The 19,928-nt window shown below is 46.8% G+C and carries 17 protein-coding genes; 13 read left to right on the top strand and 4 right to left on the bottom strand.

Features of this window, described 5'->3' with window-relative positions:
- Positions 1–18 precede the first annotated feature (18 nt).
- Positions 19–1,056: a uroporphyrinogen decarboxylase family protein gene (locus MWG26_RS18030; RefSeq protein ID WP_025656207.1), complete on the top strand. Its 1,038-nt coding sequence runs from the start codon at positions 19–21 to the stop codon at positions 1,054–1,056.
- Between the two features lie 117 nt (positions 1,057–1,173).
- Here MWG26_RS18030 and MWG26_RS18025 read toward each other — a convergent pair whose 3' ends face one another.
- The 3 genes from MWG26_RS18025 to MWG26_RS18015 are packed head-to-tail and all read right to left on the bottom strand — an operon-like array spanning position 1,174 to position 3,131.
- Positions 1,174–1,905: a hypothetical protein gene (locus tag MWG26_RS18025; protein ID WP_025656208.1), complete on the bottom strand. Its 732-nt coding sequence runs from the start codon at positions 1,903–1,905 to the stop codon at positions 1,174–1,176.
- A gap of 1 nt (position 1,906) precedes the next feature.
- Positions 1,907–2,767 (bottom strand): ABC transporter ATP-binding protein, encoded by an 861-nt coding sequence (locus tag MWG26_RS18020; protein ID WP_025656209.1) that lies wholly within the window; start codon positions 2,765–2,767, stop codon positions 1,907–1,909.
- A complete protein-coding gene (locus MWG26_RS18015; protein ID WP_025656210.1) occupies positions 2,748–3,131 on the bottom strand; it encodes a GntR family transcriptional regulator in 384 nt (127 codons plus the stop codon). The genes MWG26_RS18020 and MWG26_RS18015 overlap by 20 nt, the downstream gene beginning before the upstream one ends.
- Before the next feature lie 335 nt (positions 3,132–3,466).
- Between MWG26_RS18015 and hypB the strand changes: the two genes are divergently transcribed.
- The 7 genes from hypB to MWG26_RS17980 all read left to right on the top strand — a co-directional run bounded on the left by hypB (position 3,467) and on the right by MWG26_RS17980 (position 11,195).
- Complete coding sequence (hypB, locus tag MWG26_RS18010; RefSeq protein WP_025656211.1) at positions 3,467–4,147, top strand: hydrogenase nickel incorporation protein HypB; 681 nt, start codon at positions 3,467–3,469, stop codon at positions 4,145–4,147.
- Positions 4,148–4,149: 2 nt separating this feature from the next.
- Positions 4,150–6,849: an FAD-dependent oxidoreductase gene (locus MWG26_RS18005; RefSeq protein ID WP_025656212.1), complete on the top strand. Its 2,700-nt coding sequence runs from the start codon at positions 4,150–4,152 to the stop codon at positions 6,847–6,849.
- Positions 6,850–6,877: 28 nt separating this feature from the next.
- Positions 6,878–7,222, top strand: a complete 345-nt coding sequence (locus MWG26_RS18000) for a hydrogenase maturation nickel metallochaperone HypA (protein WP_055155177.1) — start codon at positions 6,878–6,880, stop codon at positions 7,220–7,222.
- A 27-nt stretch (positions 7,223–7,249) separates the two neighbouring features.
- On the top strand, positions 7,250–8,302 hold the full coding sequence (locus tag MWG26_RS17995; protein WP_025656213.1) for a DUF5692 family protein: 1,053 nt from the start codon (positions 7,250–7,252) through the stop codon (positions 8,300–8,302).
- Between the two features lie 110 nt (positions 8,303–8,412).
- A complete protein-coding gene (locus MWG26_RS17990; protein ID WP_055155178.1) occupies positions 8,413–9,252 on the top strand; it encodes a tyrosine-type recombinase/integrase in 840 nt (279 codons plus the stop codon).
- 347 nt (positions 9,253–9,599) lie between these two features.
- Entirely contained in the window at positions 9,600–9,980 is a 381-nt protein-coding gene (locus MWG26_RS17985; protein ID WP_025656215.1) for a hypothetical protein, read from the top strand.
- A 90-nt stretch (positions 9,981–10,070) separates the two neighbouring features.
- The gene (locus tag MWG26_RS17980) at positions 10,071–11,195 is read left to right on the top strand and encodes an aldo/keto reductase (RefSeq protein WP_025656216.1); all 1,125 of its coding nucleotides are present in this window, start codon (positions 10,071–10,073) and stop codon (positions 11,193–11,195) included.
- Positions 11,196–11,390: 195 nt separating this feature from the next.
- Here the strand turns inward: MWG26_RS17980 and gnpA are convergent, their stop codons facing one another.
- Entirely contained in the window at positions 11,391–13,544 is a 2,154-nt protein-coding gene (gene gnpA / locus MWG26_RS17975) for a 1,3-beta-galactosyl-N-acetylhexosamine phosphorylase (protein WP_025656217.1), read from the bottom strand.
- Positions 13,545–13,756: 212 nt separating this feature from the next.
- On the opposite strand from gnpA, the gene MWG26_RS17970 reads away from it, so the two are divergent.
- The 5 genes from MWG26_RS17970 (at position 13,757) to MWG26_RS17950 (ending at position 19,921) form a co-directional block, all read left to right on the top strand.
- Positions 13,757–14,704, top strand: a complete 948-nt coding sequence (locus MWG26_RS17970; RefSeq protein ID WP_055154661.1) for an AraC family transcriptional regulator — start codon at positions 13,757–13,759, stop codon at positions 14,702–14,704.
- Positions 14,705–14,950: 246 nt separating this feature from the next.
- Positions 14,951–15,637, top strand: a complete 687-nt coding sequence (locus tag MWG26_RS17965) for a response regulator transcription factor (RefSeq protein WP_025656218.1) — start codon at positions 14,951–14,953, stop codon at positions 15,635–15,637.
- A complete protein-coding gene (locus MWG26_RS17960; RefSeq protein WP_025656219.1) occupies positions 15,624–16,613 on the top strand; it encodes a sensor histidine kinase in 990 nt (329 codons plus the stop codon). The genes MWG26_RS17965 and MWG26_RS17960 overlap by 14 nt, the downstream gene beginning before the upstream one ends.
- 81 nt (positions 16,614–16,694) lie before the next feature.
- Positions 16,695–17,384: an ABC transporter ATP-binding protein gene (locus MWG26_RS17955; RefSeq protein ID WP_025656220.1), complete on the top strand. Its 690-nt coding sequence runs from the start codon at positions 16,695–16,697 to the stop codon at positions 17,382–17,384.
- Positions 17,381–19,921 (top strand): ABC transporter permease, encoded by a 2,541-nt coding sequence (locus tag MWG26_RS17950; protein WP_025656221.1) that lies wholly within the window; start codon positions 17,381–17,383, stop codon positions 19,919–19,921. The genes MWG26_RS17955 and MWG26_RS17950 overlap by 4 nt, the downstream gene beginning before the upstream one ends.
- Positions 19,922–19,928 lie beyond the last annotated feature (7 nt).

Genomic DNA, 19,928 nt, shown 5'->3' with positions numbered 1-19,928 from the left:
TTTCAGGAGGGAATTATAATGAATGCAATGGAACGGGTAGTAAAAGCTTTGAATCACGAGGAGGCAGACAGGGTGCCGGTATACCCTATCATCAGCGGGGCTTCCCGGAGACTGACAGGAGTAAGTTACCGAGAATGGGCTAACGATGCACAGCTGTGCGCGGATGCTCTCTTGAAAGCGAGAGAGGAGTTTGATCTGGATTGTATCGTAACGTTGATTGATCTTTCCGTTGAATGCGATGCATGGGGGCAGGAATTGATTTATCCGGAAAATGAAGCTGCGCATCCGGATTTTGAGCATTGCGTAGTGAAAGAGATTGAGGATTATGCCAGGATTAAGAAAGTGGATTACCACAGCTCCAGACGTATGATGATGCACATTGATACATGCAGAAAATTGGTAGAAGCCTCTAAAGGAGAATTCCCCATTATAGCATTTGTATTTGGTCCCCTGGGTACGCTCTCCATGCTGCGGAGCCAGCAGGAAATGTATATGGATTTTTATGATGATCCGGCTGCGGTGCATGAAGCCGCGGGCGAGATTAATGAGACCTTAAAGGATTACTGCAGGGCGCTGATGGATACGGGAGTGAACGGCATCATGTTAGACACCCTTTTTGCCTCAGGCTCTATCATGAGCAAGGAAATGTGGAATGAGCTGGAGGGAGATCTGGTGGAAGAGCTTGCCCAGGTGGTAAGAGATAAAAATGGGCTGGTGATGATACACAATTGCGGGCAGAAAATCTACTTTGATGTTCAGATCGAGCGTATGCAGCCCGCGGCGATTTCCTTCTTATATCCGCCGGATGATTGTAAAGATTTTAAAGAATGTAAAGAGAAATACGGAAATCTAACAACCCTGATCGGGTGTGTTACTCCGGCAAGTGCAGCAATCGGCACTGACGAAAACTGGGACCAGGAATGCAGAGATTCGATTGACGTAATGTCAGCCGGAGGGGGCTTCATACTTGCAACGGGATGTGAATACCCTGCAAATGCCGATTTTGCAAGGGCGCACAGAATGGTAGAAATTGCAAAGGACTATGGAAGATACTAGAATAAGGTCTGGGAGAGTGGCATATAAAACAGCCGTTATGGATTCGTCCATAGCGGCTGTCTAAGCAGTCATGGGCTATATTATTCCCCAATTACTGCATGTTGCATGAGAGGATGCTTATGCTTTAAGCTCTGTTCTGCGTATGACACAGTATGAACAGAGGTTTAAAATACACGCTGCCAGTACAAAGATAAATACAGGATACATAAAGTTTATTGTACCGTCGGTCATGAATCCAAAAGCCTTTAAGCCAAATGCGGCAATCCTGTCAGTTAAATCTTTTGGAAGTACAAATTTTATCAAAGCAGGTATGATTAAAATAATTGTGAGGCCGAGGGTAATCCCAGCATATACTGATATTTTTTTACCGATCTTGTTTATAATAAGGATTACCAGGTAAAACAGACAGCAGATAAGCATATATACGAAAAACAGCCAAACCCAGCCCAAAAAGTATGAATGCCCGTATCCGTACAGTCCGCCAAATAATGAGTGATAATCATGAAACCAGTGATGAAGCGCATTTCCCAGGATTGTATCAACCAGCGACATGATTCCCGAGATAAAAGCGAACAGGGAAAACGTGGATAGAAATATATATTTTCTGGTAAATCCATTCTGTATCAGCATTTTAAAATCTTCTTTAAACCCCAGGATCCCTAAGATACCCACATAGATAAAAGAATTAAACTCTAAGCCGTTCGTACCAATTTTGCCGCTGCTTCCGTTTGTAATATAAGAAAGGACAAAAACGGCCGCGACAACTGCATATTCAATTGCGTAGAAGATCCAAATATATTTAAACGATGTCATACATTCATAACGGATAACAGTGCCTAATTTTTTCATATCATCGGCCCCCTTTCTCTGTTAACTTTACGAATAGTTTTTGCAGGTTCATATTAGATATCTGTAAGTGACTGTTTTTAGGAAGCTGTTCTTTTTCGCCCAGTATATAAGCGAGTTTCAAATTACCAAGTTCATCGTATCCTATCACGTTTTTGTCTTTACAGTAGTCATCGACTTCACCGGCGAGGCCGGAAATACAGTACCCTTTATTCATCAGAGTTTCAACGGTTTCCTGCAGAAGCACTCTGCCCTTGTCGATTAGTACCACTTCTTCGATGATGTTTGCCACCTCTTCTATAAGATGGGTAGCTATAATAATCGTTCTCTGATAGTTTTCATAATCCTGCAGTAATAATTCATAAAACAACTCCCGGTGATTCGCGTCCAGACCCAGCACAGGCTCATCAAAAACCACATAAGGTACATGGAGGGAAAGGGCAATCGTAAGTTTAAAGATGGACTGATAACCTTTCGACAGTGCTTTGTATCTTTTATTAATATCAAGACCAAACTTTTCGGCAATCTGACGTGCCTGATCCAGGTCAAAACTATCATAAAAACGGTCTATCCACTTAAAATGTTCTATTACTTTCAGGCTGGTGTCGTATAAGTCCATCTCACTCATACAAAAAATCTTTTCGTGAACTTCCATGTTTTCTTTTGCACGGAGACCGTCAATCAGAATTTCCCCCTCATCAGCGAAGATGCGGTTGGAAATAATGTTAATTAATGTGGATTTGCCGGCTCCGTTTCTTCCTAAAAATCCGTAAATTTTACCATATTCAAAGGACAAAGAAACCCGATCCAGTGCGTTGACATTGTTGTATCGTTTTACGACATCCTTAATTTGAATTGCATTCATTCTCATACCCCTTTTCTACCAATGTGATAATTTCTTCTTTTGACATCTGCAGTTTGACAGCCTCGTTAATTAATGCCTCAATATACTGCGTGTAAAATTGATCCTGCCTTTTTCTGCGGATGTTTTTAACTGCGCCTGCTTTTACATACATTCCAAGACCTCTCCTTTTATAAATAATCTCTTCGTCTACCAGCATGTTCATTCCTTTGAGAACCGTATGTGGATTAATGTTCAAAAGTGCCGAGATTTCATTGGTTGAAGGAATCTTTGTTTCCTCTGGGAACACGCCTGTAAATATGGAATCTTCTAACTGTTCTGCAATTTGAACAAATATGGGTTTATCTATATTTGGATTTATGTTCAATAATATCACCACCTTATTAGTTAGTTACTTGAGTAACAAACTACCTTGCATCTTTAATATATACTAATAAGCAATTTCTGTCAATAGATTTTAAAAAAACTGAAAATACAAAAAGTACAGAGTAACTGCGAGTACAAAGGATAAAAAAAAGTGGCTGTGGTCATACCAGATTCCAAAGGCGTGAACCTAGGTGAATGTGCACTAAAATGAATGGGAATATGTTGCTTATTGCACAAAAATAAAGGGTATAATTGACATGTATTATATGGGATGATACAATGTTAAAAAGATAACAAATTGTGGTACAACCAATTATGAACGAAGGAGAGAAGAGAATGGGAGATTTCAGGGTTCTGGAAATTAAGCAGAGTGTTTTTGCGGATAATGAGAAACGGGCAACCCAATTGAGGAAAGAACTGAAGGAAAAAAAGGTGTTTTTGCTAAACCTGATGTCTTCACCGGGGTCCGGTAAGACGACTACACTTAGCAGGACGATTGAACAGCTGAAAAACGAATTAAAGATCGGAGTGATGGAGGCGGATATTGATTCTGATGTAGATGCAGAAACGATTTCTGAGCTTGGGGTTAAAGCAATCCAGCTCCATACAGGGGGGATGTGCCATCTGGATGCAGATATGACCCGACAGGGGCTGGAGGGCCTTGAGTGCGGCGAATTGGACCTTGTTGTACTTGAGAATGTGGGGAATCTTGTCTGTCCGGCAGAATTTGATACCGGAGCGGTGAAGAATGCCATGATTCTAAGCGTACCTGAGGGAGACGACAAACCGTTGAAATATCCGCTGATGTTTTCTATCTGCGACGTCGTTCTGATCAACAAGATAGATGTGCTTCCCTATTTTGATTTTGATATGGAACAATGCAGAAAGAACATTTTAAAGAGAAACCCGAATGCAATCATTATACCAATTTGTGCCCGCACCGGGGAGGGAACAGAGGCGTGGGCCGATTGGCTCAGGGAAGAAGTAAAGGCATGGCAGAAGGCGGAAAGGAGTTAGCAATGGCGGAAGAGAGAGCATTGATCTTAAAATTAGGTCAGAAGATAACGGACAGGATCGGCCACAAAGTGACCGTGGATGATCCAGAATACTGGGGGCTCGCCTGTGTTGTAACGGATGAGATGGCGGAAGTGGCTCTGGCGATGAAGGTAAGAAAGCCGGCCAGTGCACAGGAGATTGCGAAGAAATGCGGTAAACCGCTAAAGCGGACGGAAGAATTGCTGCAGGAGATGAGCGTGATCGGTCTGCTGGAGTATAACTGGGAAAATGCGGACCGCCATAAACAATACATACTGCCGATGTTCGTGCCTGGCTGTGCGGAATTCATGAACATGAATCTGGAGCAGGTGGAGAAACATCATGAGGTCGCCAGATTTTTTGAGCAGATGAGCCGGCTGCCGCTGGAAAAGGTAACCCCTATGGTGCCCCCGGGAGGCGCCGGAATTGGGATGCACGTCATTCCGGTTGAAAAGGCCATACCAACGGAACAGAAGTCCGTCAGTGTCGAACATATTTCCCACTGGGTACAGAAGTATAAAGGGAAATATGCGGTGGGCGCCTGTTCCTGCCGCCGTTCCCGCAGAATTCAGGGAGAAGGCTGCGGACACCTGGAGGATGATATGTGCATTGGGGTCGGAGATATGGCCGATTACATTGTAGAGACAGGGAAGGGCCGCTATATTGACGAAGCAGAGGTCATGGAGATTCTGCAGAGGGCGGAGGACAATGGCCTGGTGCACCAGATTACTAATATCGATGGGGAAGATAAGATCTTTGCAATCTGTAACTGCTGTGTCTGTTCCTGCTATGCGCTGCGTACCTCTCAGCTGTTTAACACGCCGAATATGTCCCGCTCCGCTTATATTGCCAGGGTGAATACCGAAAACTGTGTGGCATGCGGCCAGTGTGTGGAATATTGCCCGTCCGGTGCAGCCAGGCTGGGGCAGAAACTCTGTACAAAGAGCGGGCCGGTATCCTATCCGATGCAGGAACTGCCGGATGCGGTGAAGTGGGGGCCGGAGAAATGGAATGAAAATTACAGAGATGATAATCAGATGAACTGCTATGATACGGGGACAGCGCCGTGCAAGACGAACTGTCCGGCGCATATTGCCGTGCAGGGTTATATTAATATGGCTTCCCAGGGAAGGTATCTGGATGCACTTAAGCTGATTAAGAAAGAAAATCCATTCCCAGCAGTATGCGGAAGTATCTGCAACCGCCGCTGTGAAGATGCTTGCACCCGCGGGGAGATCGACCAGGCGGTGGCAATCGATGAGGTCAAGAAGTTTATTGCCATGCAGGAACTGAATGCAGAGTCCCGTTATATTCCGCCGATGGTCAATCAGATCGGGAAGCCATACCCGCAGAAGATCGCGGTTGTGGGCGCCGGACCGGCCGGGATGAGCTGCGCTTTTTTCCTGGCTCAGAAGGGGTATCCGGTGACCATCTTTGAAAAGCACAGACAGCCGGGAGGGATGCTGACTCATGGAATCCCAGGCTTCAGGCTGGAAAAAGAGGTGGTAGATGCGGAGATCTCGGTGCTGCATGAGATGGGAATCGAGTTTAAATGCGGTATAGAAGTAGGAAAAGATATTACACTGGAAGAGCTGCGGGCACAGGACTACCAGGCGTTTTACCTTGCCATTGGATGTCAGGGAGGACGCAGGGCCGGCATCCCGGGCGAAGAGTTTAGAGGCGTTTTGACGGGTGTGGATTTCCTTCACAGGGTTAATACGGATGAAAAGGTACAGTTGTCCGGGCGGACCGTTGTGGTCGGCGGCGGCAATGTAGCCGTTGATGTGGCGCGGAGTGCAGTGCGCGCAGGAGCATCTATAACGCAGATGTATTGTCTGGAAGCAAGGGATTCCATGCCTGCCGCTGAAGATGAAGTGGCAGAGGCACAGGAAGAAGGAATCACGGTAAATTGCGGCTGGGGACCAAAAGAAATACTTGGTGAGAACGGAAAAGTTACCGGAGTGGTCTTCAAAAAATGCGTGGCTGTGACAGATGCAGAAGGACGTTTTCATCCACAATATGATGAGGACGACTGCATGACAGTAGAATGTGACAATGTGCTGCTGAGTATCGGGCAGAGCATTATCTGGGGAGGCCTTCTGGACGGAACTAAAGTGGAACTGGGACGTGGAAACGGCGCTGTGGCAGATCCTTTGACCTATCAGACAGCGGAGCCTGATATCTTTGTTGGCGGAGATGTGTATACCGGGCCAAAGTTTGCAATCGATGCGATAGCGGCCGGAAAAGAAGGCGCGGTCTCCATCCACCGTTTTGTACATGACGGACAGAGTCTGACAATCGGCCGGAATCGGCGTGAATTTATAGAACTGGATAAGAAAAACCTGGATATTCCGGAGGAAAGCTATGACCATGCCAGCCGCCAGGCGCCGGGGCATAAGGCCGGAGTTAAAGCAGCATCTACCTTCCGGGATACGCGCCTTGTGTTTACAGAAGAACAGGTAAAAGCAGAGACTGCGCGGTGCCTGGGATGCGGCGCCACAATAGTAGATGAGAACCGGTGTATTGGCTGTGGTGTCTGTACGACAAAATGTGAATTTGATGCGATCCATTTGAGCAGAGAAATTCCCGAGGCAAGCCGGATGATGAAGAGTGAAGATAAGATGAAGGCAATTCTGCCCTACGCGGCGAAAAGACAGATTAAGATTATCCGCAACAGGAAATAGCTGCATAATGGAAAGAAGGGGATGAGATATGCACGAACTGGGGCTTGTCACGCATGTAGTCCGCGCGATCGAGGAGATTGGCAAAGAAGAAAAACTGACGGAAGTAGCTTCGGTGACACTGGAGATCGGGGAAGTGAGCGGTGTTATTCCGGATTATCTGGAGGACTGCTGGAAATATTTTCGGGCAAGGTCAGAACTTCTGAAGGAAGCGGAGCTAAAAATAGAAACAATACCGGCGGTAACGATCTGCGGGGATTGCCAGAAGACTTTTTCTACACTGAAATATAAAAAACAGTGTCCGCACTGCGGCGGAGAAGATACCTGGCTGACTGCCGGAAATGAATTTAATATAAAGGAAATTACCGCCTGTTAAGGCGATGAGAGGGAAGGAGAGTTCATGATGTTTGTATTTACAGAAAGTGTGCCGACAATATTGGTCTGGCTCGTATGGATTGGTGTATTTATATCGCTGTTTGCGGCAAATGAATTAAGCCGCCGCTTTAAATGGGTGGGGTTCGGATGCTTTGTGATCCTGCCGGTGGTGCTGACCGTACTCTGGCTGACGGCGCTCAAAGATACCTCCTATATGGACTGGTTCCATCTGGCAAAGGTATATTCATCCACGGCAGGATGTATAGGATTCTGGTGCATACGCCATATAAAGAAGCTGCAGCACAACAAGATCGCGCTTTGTTTTCCGCCGTTGATTCTGGCGATCAATATTCTGGAGGCGTGTTCCAGAGATTTTCAGGTCAGCCAGTATGCAACTCCGGTGGTTGAATACATGAATAATCAGGTACAGTATTATGTCGGCGGTTCCTGGAATATCATGAACGGAATAGCGGGTATACTGAATATTATCACAATTTCCGGCTGGTTTGGGATTTGTATCCGCAGGAAAACGGCAAATGATAACAGCCGCGACATGCTCTGGCCGGATATGATGTGGTTCTGGATTGTGGCCTATGATTTATGGAATTTTGCCTATACATACAATTGCCTGCCGACCCATGCATGGTACTGTGGATTTGCGCTGCTGCTGGCCCCCACTGTATGTGCTTTTACACTGGGAAAAGGGGCCTGGCTGCAGCACCGCGCACATACGCTGGCACTGTGGTGCATGTTTGCCCAGACATTTCCGGCGTTCCAGGATGCGAGTAAATGGCTGGTTCATTCCGCATCCAGCAAGGCGATTGCAGATGCGGCGATCCAGGAGGGGGTTCTGGCCGCAGACGGGTTCACGGTATTAAAGGATGCGGGGATTTATCAGGTAGCCAGCGCTGCGCCTAATACCACATTTTTATTTGTTATGAGCCTGCTGGCTCTGCTTGCCAATGCGGCAGTATTCGTATATATGCTGTACCGGATTAAGAAGACAAAGAAAAATCCTTACAAAGGGGAAATGTATTCAGACTTAGTAAAATATCAAGAGGTAAAAGCGCTGGCCGAGTAAAAACAGATCAGCCAAAGAGGGCACCTGGATGAAGTTTTATTCCAGGTGCTTTTTATATGTATATTTTTCTGTCAAAAATGTATTTTAATATATAAAAAGGAGGAAAACATATGACAGAAAAAATATCTATTAAAAAAGTAGGGGAATTCGAAAATAATTTAATGATGAATGAAAAATCTTTGGCTACGATTAAAAAATATATCAAGGAAATCCGAAATTTTCTTGATTATCTGGACGGCGGTGATATTACCAAAAGCAGGGTGATGCAATACCGGGCCGCAATGCAGCCGGAGTACAAGGCACAGACCATTAATGTGAAGCTGTCAGCGGTGAATGCTTTTCTGGATTTCATAGGGAGGCCGGAATGCCGTGTGAGATTTATAAAAGTACAGAAAAAGTCGTTTGTGGAGGAGGAAAAAGAATTAAGAGAGGAAGAGTATAGAACATTGCTGTTGTCCGCACGTGAAAGGGGCAAAATCCGTCTGTACCATATTCTGCTTACTTTATGCTCAACCGGAATCAGAATCAGTGAGCTGAAGTATATTACCGCAGATGCTGTCCAGCAGGGGAGGGCGGAGATTGATATGAAAGGGAAACACCGGGTGATTCTGCTCCCGAATGAATTGAAAAACAAGCTGAAAGACTATATGGATCAGCAGAATATCCGTACAGGAAGTGTGTTTATAACAAGAAATGGAAAACCTGTCGACCGCTCTAATATTTTTCATGAGATGAAACGCCTGTCGGCCTATGCTGGCGTAAAGCCGAAAAAAGTATATCCCCACAATTTAAGGCATCTGTTTGCCAGAAGTTTTTATGCGGTGGAAAAGAATCTTTCCCATCTCGCTGATATTCTGGGGCATTCCTCTATTGAGACAACAAGGATTTATATTGCGTCCAGTTATAGAAATTTTGACAGGATATTTGACAGCATGCAGCTGATTATATAAAAACCACAGAATCTATATTCTGTGGTAAAAAAGAAAAAAGTTTACATAAATTTGGTTGGTTTTATTATATATGAAAAATCTTGAATATTCAATTATAATCTATAGACGCACAGTATATCGAAAAAATTTATCATAAACTGCCTTGGATAAAAGTAGTTTGAACCACAACAAGACCTGTGATTATTCACTTACTACAGGTCTGTTTCAGTGTGTCTAAAATGCTTGTTTAATTCAAAAGAAGCACATTTCATTTGACATATCGGAGAGAATCTGTTCCTAATTGCGGATGAATTACCACAGAATATAGATTCTGAGGTAATGGGGAAAGATGAGATGGAGGATCCGGTATGAATAAAAGAACACTGATTGCAGCCCCTCTGAGCATTATTTTTCAGGATCAATCGCTGCTTCTCCTCTTTGAGGATGATCATAAAACGGAAATACAATATACAGAACTTATTGTTGTTTATCTGGCAGCAAAAAATGGGAGTACCGGAGAAATCTACATGCCCTGTATTACTGAGGTTACGGCGGACATGGACGGATACATTATAATATATGGCGCCGAGATGGACTATGAGCTGCATACATATAAGACAAACAAGACTGCGGGGGAATTGTTTATCGGGATGGCGGAACACGCCGGGCAGGGGCTATTTGGTTATGAGCCGTGGATTGAGGAGATACGGCTGGAGTTTTTCGAAGAAGCAGTTCTTTTTCAAAAGTGAGCCTGAGGGTCTGTTTTTTTTCATGGAATTATTATATAATTCTTCCATAGCCTAAGTATAAAAAATAATAGCAAAATGGAGGAACATGGAATGGAAAACCGATACGGCAATATACCAAAACTGGGTTTTGGGCTGATGCGCCTTCCGATGATTGGTGAGGACGTGGATATTGAACAGACGAAGCAGATGGTGGATATGTTTTTAGAGGCGGGATTTACATATTTTGATACAGCCTATGGATACGTGGACGGCAAGAGTGAAGCAGCAATCAAGGAGGCTCTCGTTGACCGCTATCCAAGAGATAAGTTCCTTTTGGCGACAAAGCTTCCGGCCTGGGATGCAAAGGACGCAGACGAGGCAAAAGCAATGTTTGACACCTCTCTGAAGAGAACCGGGGCAGGATATTTTGACTTTTACCTGCTCCACAATCTGGGAGAACATAGATCACAGGCCTTTGATGACTTTGGAATCTGGGATTTCCTTGCAGAAAAGAAAGCGCAGGGGCTGATCCGCAATCTCGGATTTTCTTTCCACGATAAAGCGGCGTTGCTGGACGAGATCCTGACGGCTCATCCGGAAATGGATTTTGTACAGCTTCAGATTAATTATGCGGACTGGGACAATCCGACCATCGAATCAAGGCTGTGCTATGAAACAGCCAGAAAACACGGCAAAGAAATCATCATCATGGAGCCTGTAAAAGGCGGTAATCTGTCAGCGCTTCCTGAAAATCTGGAGAACATATTCAAGGCGGCCGATCCCGACGCGTCAGTATCCTCATGGGCAATCCGCTATGCCGCGTCTCTGGAAGGCATCATAACAGTCTTGAGCGGAATGTCCAACATCAGCCAGATGCAGGATAACCTCTCATACATGAAAGCGTTCAGGCCGCTGTCAGAGGAAGAAAGAGAAGCAGTGCAGAAAGTACAAAAAGGTCTTAGCAAGCTGCCAACCGTCCCCTGTACTGCCTGCGCATACTGCATGAAAGGCTGCCCGGAGAATATCGCCATATACGGAATATTCCAGGCAGTAAATCTATTGAAAACCTATGGCAACAAAGAAAGCGCCGGAGGTACCTATCAATGGAGCACAGAAGGCCACGGCTGGAATAAAGCATCCGCATGCATCCAATGCGGAAAATGCGAAGAAGTCTGTCCGCAGCACATCCAAATCCGAGAAGAACTAAAAAAAGCCGCCGCCATATTTGAGTCATAAAAAAACATTAGGAGATAGAGAAGCTTCCCCACAGCCCAATCCCATCCCCCTTTCCCACCAAATTTCCCCTCCGTAAGCGGTTTCTCATCCGTCTGGAAGAAGCCCAGCCTGACAGCAGCGGGGAGCGGGACCGTCCCCCGGCTGAGGGCCGGTCCCGCTCCCCGCTGCTGTCAGGCGTACTACATCCCCCGCATTTTAAACCCGCTCACAATAAATTCCATAGCCCTCCATCCGGCATGTGATTTTCTTCCCGTTTACAACTACAGCTGCGTTCTGTTCCTGGCCGGAGTTGTTGATCACGACAAGCATACTGCTCTCCGGATAATAAGCGCACTCCGTATGCAGGTTATCTGTTACCAGTTCCGGCATAAGCTGCCCGCCTGTTCCGTACAGGATCAGATTCATTAGCAGCCGTGTATTTTCCGGACAGTACTCAAAGGATGCCAGATATATCCCCCTGCCGGAGCCGAATCCGCAGGAAGTCACGGCTGGCATGCCAGCTTCTTCTCTGAGGACGGATGCCTTACCGTCAGTCAGATAAATTCCCTTTCTTGCATGTATATAACTTCCAGCCGGGAAGAGACCTTCCGGGGCCTCTTCTGTAAATGACCATTTGCCATGGCACACTCTGGCCCCCGTATCTTCATCAACGCCCAGTATATGTGCCATGCGGAAAAAGGTGTCGCACCCCTCCAATGCGGAAGGCTCATTGACTCCGATGAAGGTTCCGCCGTTATAAACCCATTCGGTCAGAATACTTATGGTATGCTCATCTTTCCAGCAGTCTCCTCCGCTCCATGCACTTCCTGCATATCCTGCATTGATTACGACATCGATTCCTTTTAATGCACCGTTTTTGACATCTTCAAAACTGATGAATGAGACATCAAAAGGAAGTCCAGCAAGGCTTTCGTTGATATGGATCAAATCATGCATATATGTCTCGTGGAAATGTCCGGACAATGTCCAGGAGCGCAGGGCGCCCCAATAATGAAGTACAGCCACCTTTGGGTTTAACACAGCGGGTTTTCCGTGGCTGTGAAGATCTTTGAGCATGCGGAACTCGTCTGCGGTGTCGGCAATATACTCCACGAATTCCGGGCTGTTTTCAACCAGATGCAGATAACCTCCAAGTCCGATCCGTTCAATGGGGGATCTTAAAACAGCGCGTCTGACGGCCTGCCAGTATTTCTGGGCTTCCCCTTTCGGATTGCCCCCTTCCAGAAATGTAGGCGAACCATTTATCCCTGTAGGAAACAGATATGGGTGCAGGCGAAGTTCATGGGTTTCCACAGGAACACCGCTGCAGAGACGCGCCTCATAGCCGCTGAAAACACATTTTATCATTCCATCGAACCCAAATTCCTCAAAACGTCCGTTGTAAGGCTCGATTCCCACCCAGCTGTCGTCGTAAAAGACATAGGCTTTTTTGCCATAGTCATGAACCATGGATACCAGTTTTTTACCAAATTCGATTACAAAATCATTGATAAAATCCATCCAGTCTCTCTTCGTCTTTCCGGCGGGCATATGCGTGACGTGATATTTCCCCTGATTTACAAAATCTTCCGCGGTCAGACTGTATCCATATGTCTCGGCAAATAGATCCAGCGCTCTGGGGCTGACGGTAAAATCGTAAGATGCCCAGTCGGTGAATAAATTCCGGTTTCTTACATCACTGCCCCAGATCCAGACAAAGTTGTAAAACATGGAAGTAAATCTGACAACTGTCGTAGATTGGTGCGTTTCACACCAGTTTTTCATCCACGCAAGCAGATACTCCTGTGCCTCCTCGTAACGGGGATCAATCTGCATCAAATGCTCCTTTTCCCAATGGTTGGTCGTATGGTTGTACATAGAGATCTCTTCCCAGATACGGTATGCCATAAAGGAGACCGTGTAATTATGCCAGGGAGTAATCCCTTTTAGCCGTACCTGACGGTTTCCGGCTGAGTAATCCCAGTGCTTCCTGTCAACCTCCTGGCCGGTGGTTCTGTCATATACCTGCCAGTATTTAAAGGCATCGGGAGTGTCATTGACAGCAAACTGCTCCTCAAAGAAATCTTTCATCAAATCAATCTCCAGCGTATCACTTGCAGCGGTTACCGGTTGTGTGATGAGAAAAGTCTGCTGCAGTTTGTCCATGTTCTTTTTTGCCCAGTCATTATGGTCTCGGATGATGCAGATGGTGGAGTAGATACCGTATCCTGCTTCCAGAATCTCATCGGAAAGCACCGTTCCATCGCTGTCACGGATAACATCGGCCCCCCATTTCTCTGCCATTTCAAGCGTCAGTTTTTCATATCCGGCTTCCCCGGGAAGGGTAAAGCCCCCTTTTGTTGTGCTCATATCTGGTCTCCTCTCTATCTTTGGATTACGTGTTATACATGTTTGTAGCATTATTATCCTTCAAATGACCGATACCGTCTAATCACCCGGATAAAAAAAGTGCGCAAAAATGACCATTTATGATAAAATATAAATCAAACATCCGAAAGACAGGCTTAGACAGTCTTATTCACCGGATTCTATACACAAATTTAAAACAGGGAGAGAAGTATATGCGTAAAAATGTTTCAAAAGGAGAATATAAAATAACGGAATTCCGCAGCTATCATCTTCCGGAGTATTTTCCCGTGCTGCTTTTGACTGGGGAGCACTGGAAGATATCGGATATTCCCAGCGGGCGCCTGCATTTTCACAACTGTCTGGAAGTAGGGATCTGCCATTCGGAGAGCGGAAAAATAGAATTCTATGGCGGGGCATTGGGATTTGAGGCAGGAAACGTGACATGCATTCCTAAAAATATACCTCACACTACCTATTCTGACAAGGGCAGAAAAAGCAAATGGTCCTATCTGTTTTTTGATCCCGGCAGGATGTTCGGCGGCTGGATGCCCGGTTCCTGGGAAAATATAAACCTGGCGCCAGCAGGAACAAACGGATATCAGTACCTATTAAAAAAAGAAGACTCCGAACGAATCTACAGCCTCGCAATGCAGGTGATTTCAGAGATGACCGGGAAAAAGCCAGGCTACCAGCTGAGCACACGCGGCCTGCTGCTGTCCCTGTACATCGAACTGTATCGGATCCAGAACCTGAAAGCTTCCCGGAATCTTTCCCTTACAGAAGATGAAAGCAAGTCCAATACCATGGTACTCTCACCCGCACTCGATTATATAGAACAAAATTACATGGAATCCTTTACGACAGATACTCTTGCCGAACTATGTCACTGGAGCCCCACCCATTTCAGAAGAGTATTCTCCCAGATCATGGGAATGTCCCCCCTGGAATACATCAACCAGGTACGGATTGCAGAAGCATGCAACATGCTGTGTACTACCGAAGACTCCATCCTGAGCATCTCAGAAAACACGGGCTTTGGTTCCGTATCCAGCTTCAACCGCAACTTCCAGCAGACCGTAAAAATGTCCCCGAGAGAATACCGCACGCAAATAGCCGACACCCTTTTAAACTACAATGGGTGGATGCAGCCAGAGGCGTGAGGTTGGGGGATCGATCGGCCGCCCCTTCATTTCACTGGGCACATCTGGTCAGCAGATAAGTTCGTCTGCCGGGGGAGGGGCTGTAACCGAAGCAGCGTATTGATTTTCCGGAATGTTAAAATAGTGAGGGGGGAGATGACAATTCTGTAAGTTGCATTTCAGGGGGGCGGGCAATATAATGAAAGATGTATGGAGATTATTATAGTTATTAGAGGTTAAAAAATAAATAAAGGATGATAAAAATGTATGAAACAGATATTTTTAGTGGAAGATGATAGAGCAATCGCCAAAAATCTTATGCTTTTGCTGCACTCTGAGGGGTTTGCGGTTACGCATGCTTCTACGCAGAATGAAGCCATTGCCATGTTCGCGGAGCATAGATTTGATCTGGCGCTGGTGGATATTTCACTGCCCGATGGTAATGGGTTTACGGTGTGCACGGAGATCAAACAGACGCGGGATATTCCGGTGATTTTTTTGACGGCCTCGGGTGATGAGGCGAGCGTTGTTACGGGGTTGAACATGGGCGCAGATGATTATATCACTAAGCCATTCCGCCCACGGGAATTGATTGCGCGGATCAAGACTGCACTTCGCAGATCGGGGCAGTCGCCGTCGGCTTTGGAAATCTGCGGGCTTTCTGTCGATACGGCAAGCGGTATTGTGAAAAAAAATGGCGTCAGGGTTTTTCTTTCTGCACTTGAATACCACCTTCTGCTGGTTTTTATCAGTAATCCTAATCATATTCTTACGAGGGACAGGCTGCTGGATGAATTATGGGATGCGGCGGGTGAGTTTGTCAATGACAATACGTTGTCCGTGTATATTAAGCGGCTGCGGGAGAAGATCGAGGATGATCCGGCAGACCCGCAGATCATTTTGACGGTTCGTGGAACGGGCTACCGATTGGGGGATGGATATGTTTCGGAATAGGGAGATCCGGCAGTTTGCCATTGCATGCGCTATCATAACCGCTGCCGCTGCGGCAGCGGGATTTTACATGAATCCGGCGGCCGGGGGACTGGCCCTCGTTTGTGCCGCTGCCTTTGGCGCGGCATTTTTTGTATTTACGCGGGCCAGGTACAAAAGGATTGCACAGATTTCAGAGCAAATCGATCTTGTGCTTCATAATACGGATCATCTGTTTATCAGTGAAGCTGAAGAAGGGGAACTTTCCATTCTGCAGAGCGAGATAACCAAAATGACACAGCGGATCCGGGAACAGAACGATGCGCTGAAAAAAGAAAAAGGACATCTGGCAGATTCACTGGCCGACATTGCCCATCAGCTCCGCACCCCGCTTACATCCGCAAATCTGATTCTGTCATTGCTGGAGAACAGCCCGGATGAAAACGAAAGGAAGCAATTCCTCAGGGAGACGGAGGAATTGTTTGCACAGATGGATTGGCTGCTCAGTTCACTGCTGAAATTATCTCGTCTGGATGCCGGTGTTGTGATGTTCCAAAACGGGCAGATCGAGGTAGACAGCCTGATAAACACTGCGCTTCGCCCACTTTTTATTCCAATAGAGCTGCACAGCATCGAGCTTAAGATTGACGTGCCCAGGGGGATCGTGATTCGGGGCGATGCAGGCTGGCTGTCGGAAGCAATCCAGAATATTCTTAAAAACTGCATCGAGGGTGCAGGAGATCACGGGAAGATTCACATTATGTGTGAGGATACGCCCCTGTTTACCGGTATTACCCTTCATGACAGCGGTGCAGGATTTGATAAGGAAGACCTGCCTGTTTTGTTTGAAAGGTTCTATCGGGGAAAAAATACTGGTACGGCTGGTTATGGGATCGGGCTGGCACTCTGCAAGACCATTATCACCCGACAGGGCGGAACCATTACCGCTAAAAATCATCCTCAGGGCGGCGCGGTATTTTCTATCCGTTTTCCAAAGTGACGGATCTCTCACCGGAAAGTCACTGAAATGTAAGCGGGAAGTTCTATTATATGAGTAGAAAAAGGGAAGGAGATTCACATAATGGAATTTTTAAAAGTTGAAAATTTATGTAAGGTTTATGGCGCAGGAGAAAATCAGGTGATCGCGCTGGACCATGTGTCGCTTACCATTGAGAAAGGGGAATTTACTGCAATTATTGGTTCTTCCGGATCTGGCAAATCCACTCTTCTGCATGCGATAGCCGGCGTGGATACGCCCACCAGCGGTAAGATCTATCTGGACGGGCAGGATGTCTATGCAGGGAGCAATGAGAAGCTGGCCATCTTCCGCCGCAGGCAGGTTGGATTGATATACCAGTTCAACAATCTCATTCCCACTCTGAATGTTGTAGAAAATATCACACTGCCGATCCTGATGGATAAGCGCAGAGTGAACAAAAAACGGCTGAACGATTTATTAGACCTGCTGGGATTACAGGAGCGAAAGTCCCATCTTCCCAACCAGCTTTCGGGCGGGCAGCAGCAGCGTGTTGCCATCGGACGTGCACTGATGAACGCACCGGCAGTCATGCTGGCGGACGAACCTACAGGTGCTTTGGACAGCCGCAATGGACACGAGATTATCAAATTGCTGAAAGAAAGCAACAGAAAATATGGGCAGACTCTTCTCCTCGTTACCCACGATGAAAATATTGCTCTGCAGGCAGAACGCATTATTACGATCGCAGACGGTAAAGTAGTGCGGGATGAGAGGCAGGTGGGTCGGTCATGAATATTTTCCACAAGGTTGCCCTGCAGGGATTAAAAAAGAGCCGCACGCGGACCTTTGTAACGGTGGTCGGCGTGGCCCTGTCTGCGGCCCTGATCACGGGTGTCGCTACATTTGCCGTTTCCCTGCAGAGTTATATGATTCTTGGGGCTGCTTCAAAGTATGGCGGCTGGCATGTTGAAATCCCGGATGCAGATTCTGCCTATCTACAGTCTCAGGCCGTCGACAGCCGGGTGGCAGGTACGGCTGCCCTGCAGAACATTGGTTATGCCGCGCTGGAAGGGGGCCAGAATCCCGACAAGCCCTATCTTTTTCTTTCTGGGTGGAATGAAGAAGCCCTGGAAACTCTGCCACTACAGCTTCTTTCCGGAAGAATGCCCAGGGACAGCAGCGAGGTTCTGATACCGGCGCATATTGCAGCAAACGGCGGGGTGAAAATTCCGGTGGGCAGCACGATCACCCTGCAGGTGGGAAGCCGCATGAAAGACGGCCAGAAGCTCAGCCAGCACGATCCATACTGCGGCGGGGAAGAAACACTGGTTCCGGCACAAGAGAAGACCTATACGGTTGTGGGCATCTGCCAGCGGCCGGCTGCCGAGGAGTTTGCCGCGCCGGGATACACTTTAATTACAACGGAGGATGCAGCCGCAGCGGACAGTCTTTCCGTATTTGTTACGCTAAAGAATCCCTATAAAGTTCATTCCTATACAGACGGTATCCCGGATAATTACAGCTATGTTCTGAACGATGACGTACTGCGGTTTATGGGTCTGTCAGGGGAAAAATTGCTTACAGTCCTTTTATACTCGGTTGGAGGAATCTTAATTGCCCTGGTAATGCTCGGCTCAGTATTCCTGATCTACAATTCATTCAACATCTCATTGAATGAGCGCACGCACCAGTTTGGAATCCTCATGTCGGTGGGCGCAACACAAAGGCAGCTGCGCAATTCGGTCATGTTTGAGGGAATATGCATCGGTGCTGTGGGCATACCGCTGGGGATTTTAATTGGGATTCCAAGTATCCGGCTGGTGCTTTCCCTTGTGGCAAAGAATTTTGCAAATATGATGTATGATAATGTGCCGCTGACCTTGAAAGTGTCGGTTCCTGCTCTTTTAGCCGGGGTTGTTGTCAGCTTGATTACCATTTTAATATCGGCCTATATTCCGGCAAAGAAGGCTGCAGGGACCCCTGTGATGGAATGTATCCGCCAGACCAACGAGGTCAGGGTGGAAGCCAGGGCGCTCAGAACCTCAAAGCTCACGGAACGCCTTTACGGTCTGGAGGGGATGCTTGCGTTAAAGAACTTCAAAAGAAACAAGCGGCGTTACCGCAGCATAATCCTGTCGCTTACGTTAAGCGTGGTGCTGACCGTGACGGCAAGTTCTTTCGGTACCTATCTGAACCAGATAGCAGAGAATTCTGCTGTGGCAGTTGAAGACTATGACATTTGTTTCTATACACGGGACATGGAAGAAGACGAGCTCCTCCGGCTTTATGAAGATATGAAAAATGCCAGCGGAGTAAAAGAAAGTTCTTATCAGGCGCTTTCGACCTATTCCTGCGTACTTAATACGAAAGATCTGACCAGACATTTTCTGGATGAATTCGGGGAACTTATTGGTTATGACGGGACGAATGAAACGGTTGAAGCGCCGCTGGATATCCAGTTTGTAGAGGATGGGGTCTATCAGGACCTGCTCAAAGGCCTGGAGCTTTCCGAAACGGAATATAGCGGGCTGGAAGACAATATGATCGTGACAGGAATACTGCCGGAACATTATTATATGCAGGAAGAGCCCATGGAATTTACGCTGCGTTCCGATTCAGGAGATCAAACCAAAACAATCCGTGCGTCCTTTGTAGATGCCTATCCGGATCTGCTGCCCGCAGAGCCGGGAGACTGGCGCGGATACACGCTTATGGTGATCGCTCCATACCAGGCAAAACCTCAGTTTGACGCTCTGGGGGCGTCTTCAAAGCCTGTAAAACTGGGGATGACTTTCAAGTCAGACAATCCGGGACGGTCCACGTCCGAGATGCAGGCGATGATTGACGGAGCCGGCATAACCGCTGACTATACCCTGTATAATGTGTATGGAATTCTTGATCAGAACCGAAATATGACGTTCATTGTCAACTTGTTTGCGATTGTTTTCATAACCATGATTTCGCTCATAGCGGTTGCGAATGTTTTCAACACGATCTCCACGAACATCAAGCTGCGCAGGCGGGAGTTTGCCATGCTCCGTTCGGTGGGGATGTCCGACCGGGATTTTAATAAGATGATGCGTTTTGAGTGTTCTCTTTACGGAGTGCGGACAATGCTTTGGGGGCTGCCCCTCGCAGGGATTCTATCCTGTCTGATTTATGTGGGTATGAACGCCGGGGGCGGAGAGATGAAATTTGTGTTCCCATGGTGCAGTATGGGAGCCAGTATACTTGGTGTGTTCCTGGTAGTCTTTATTACCATGGTATATGCCGCAGGAAAGATCAAAAAGGAGAATATCATCGACGCTCTGCGGGATGAGATGGATTGATATAAAA

The organism is Faecalicatena contorta, assembly GCF_022835095.1.
Taxonomy (GTDB): Bacteria; Bacillota; Clostridia; order Lachnospirales; family Lachnospiraceae; genus Faecalicatena; species Faecalicatena contorta.
The sequence above is the reverse complement of the archived record's forward strand: the minus strand, read 5'-3'. Positions and strand labels throughout refer to the sequence as shown.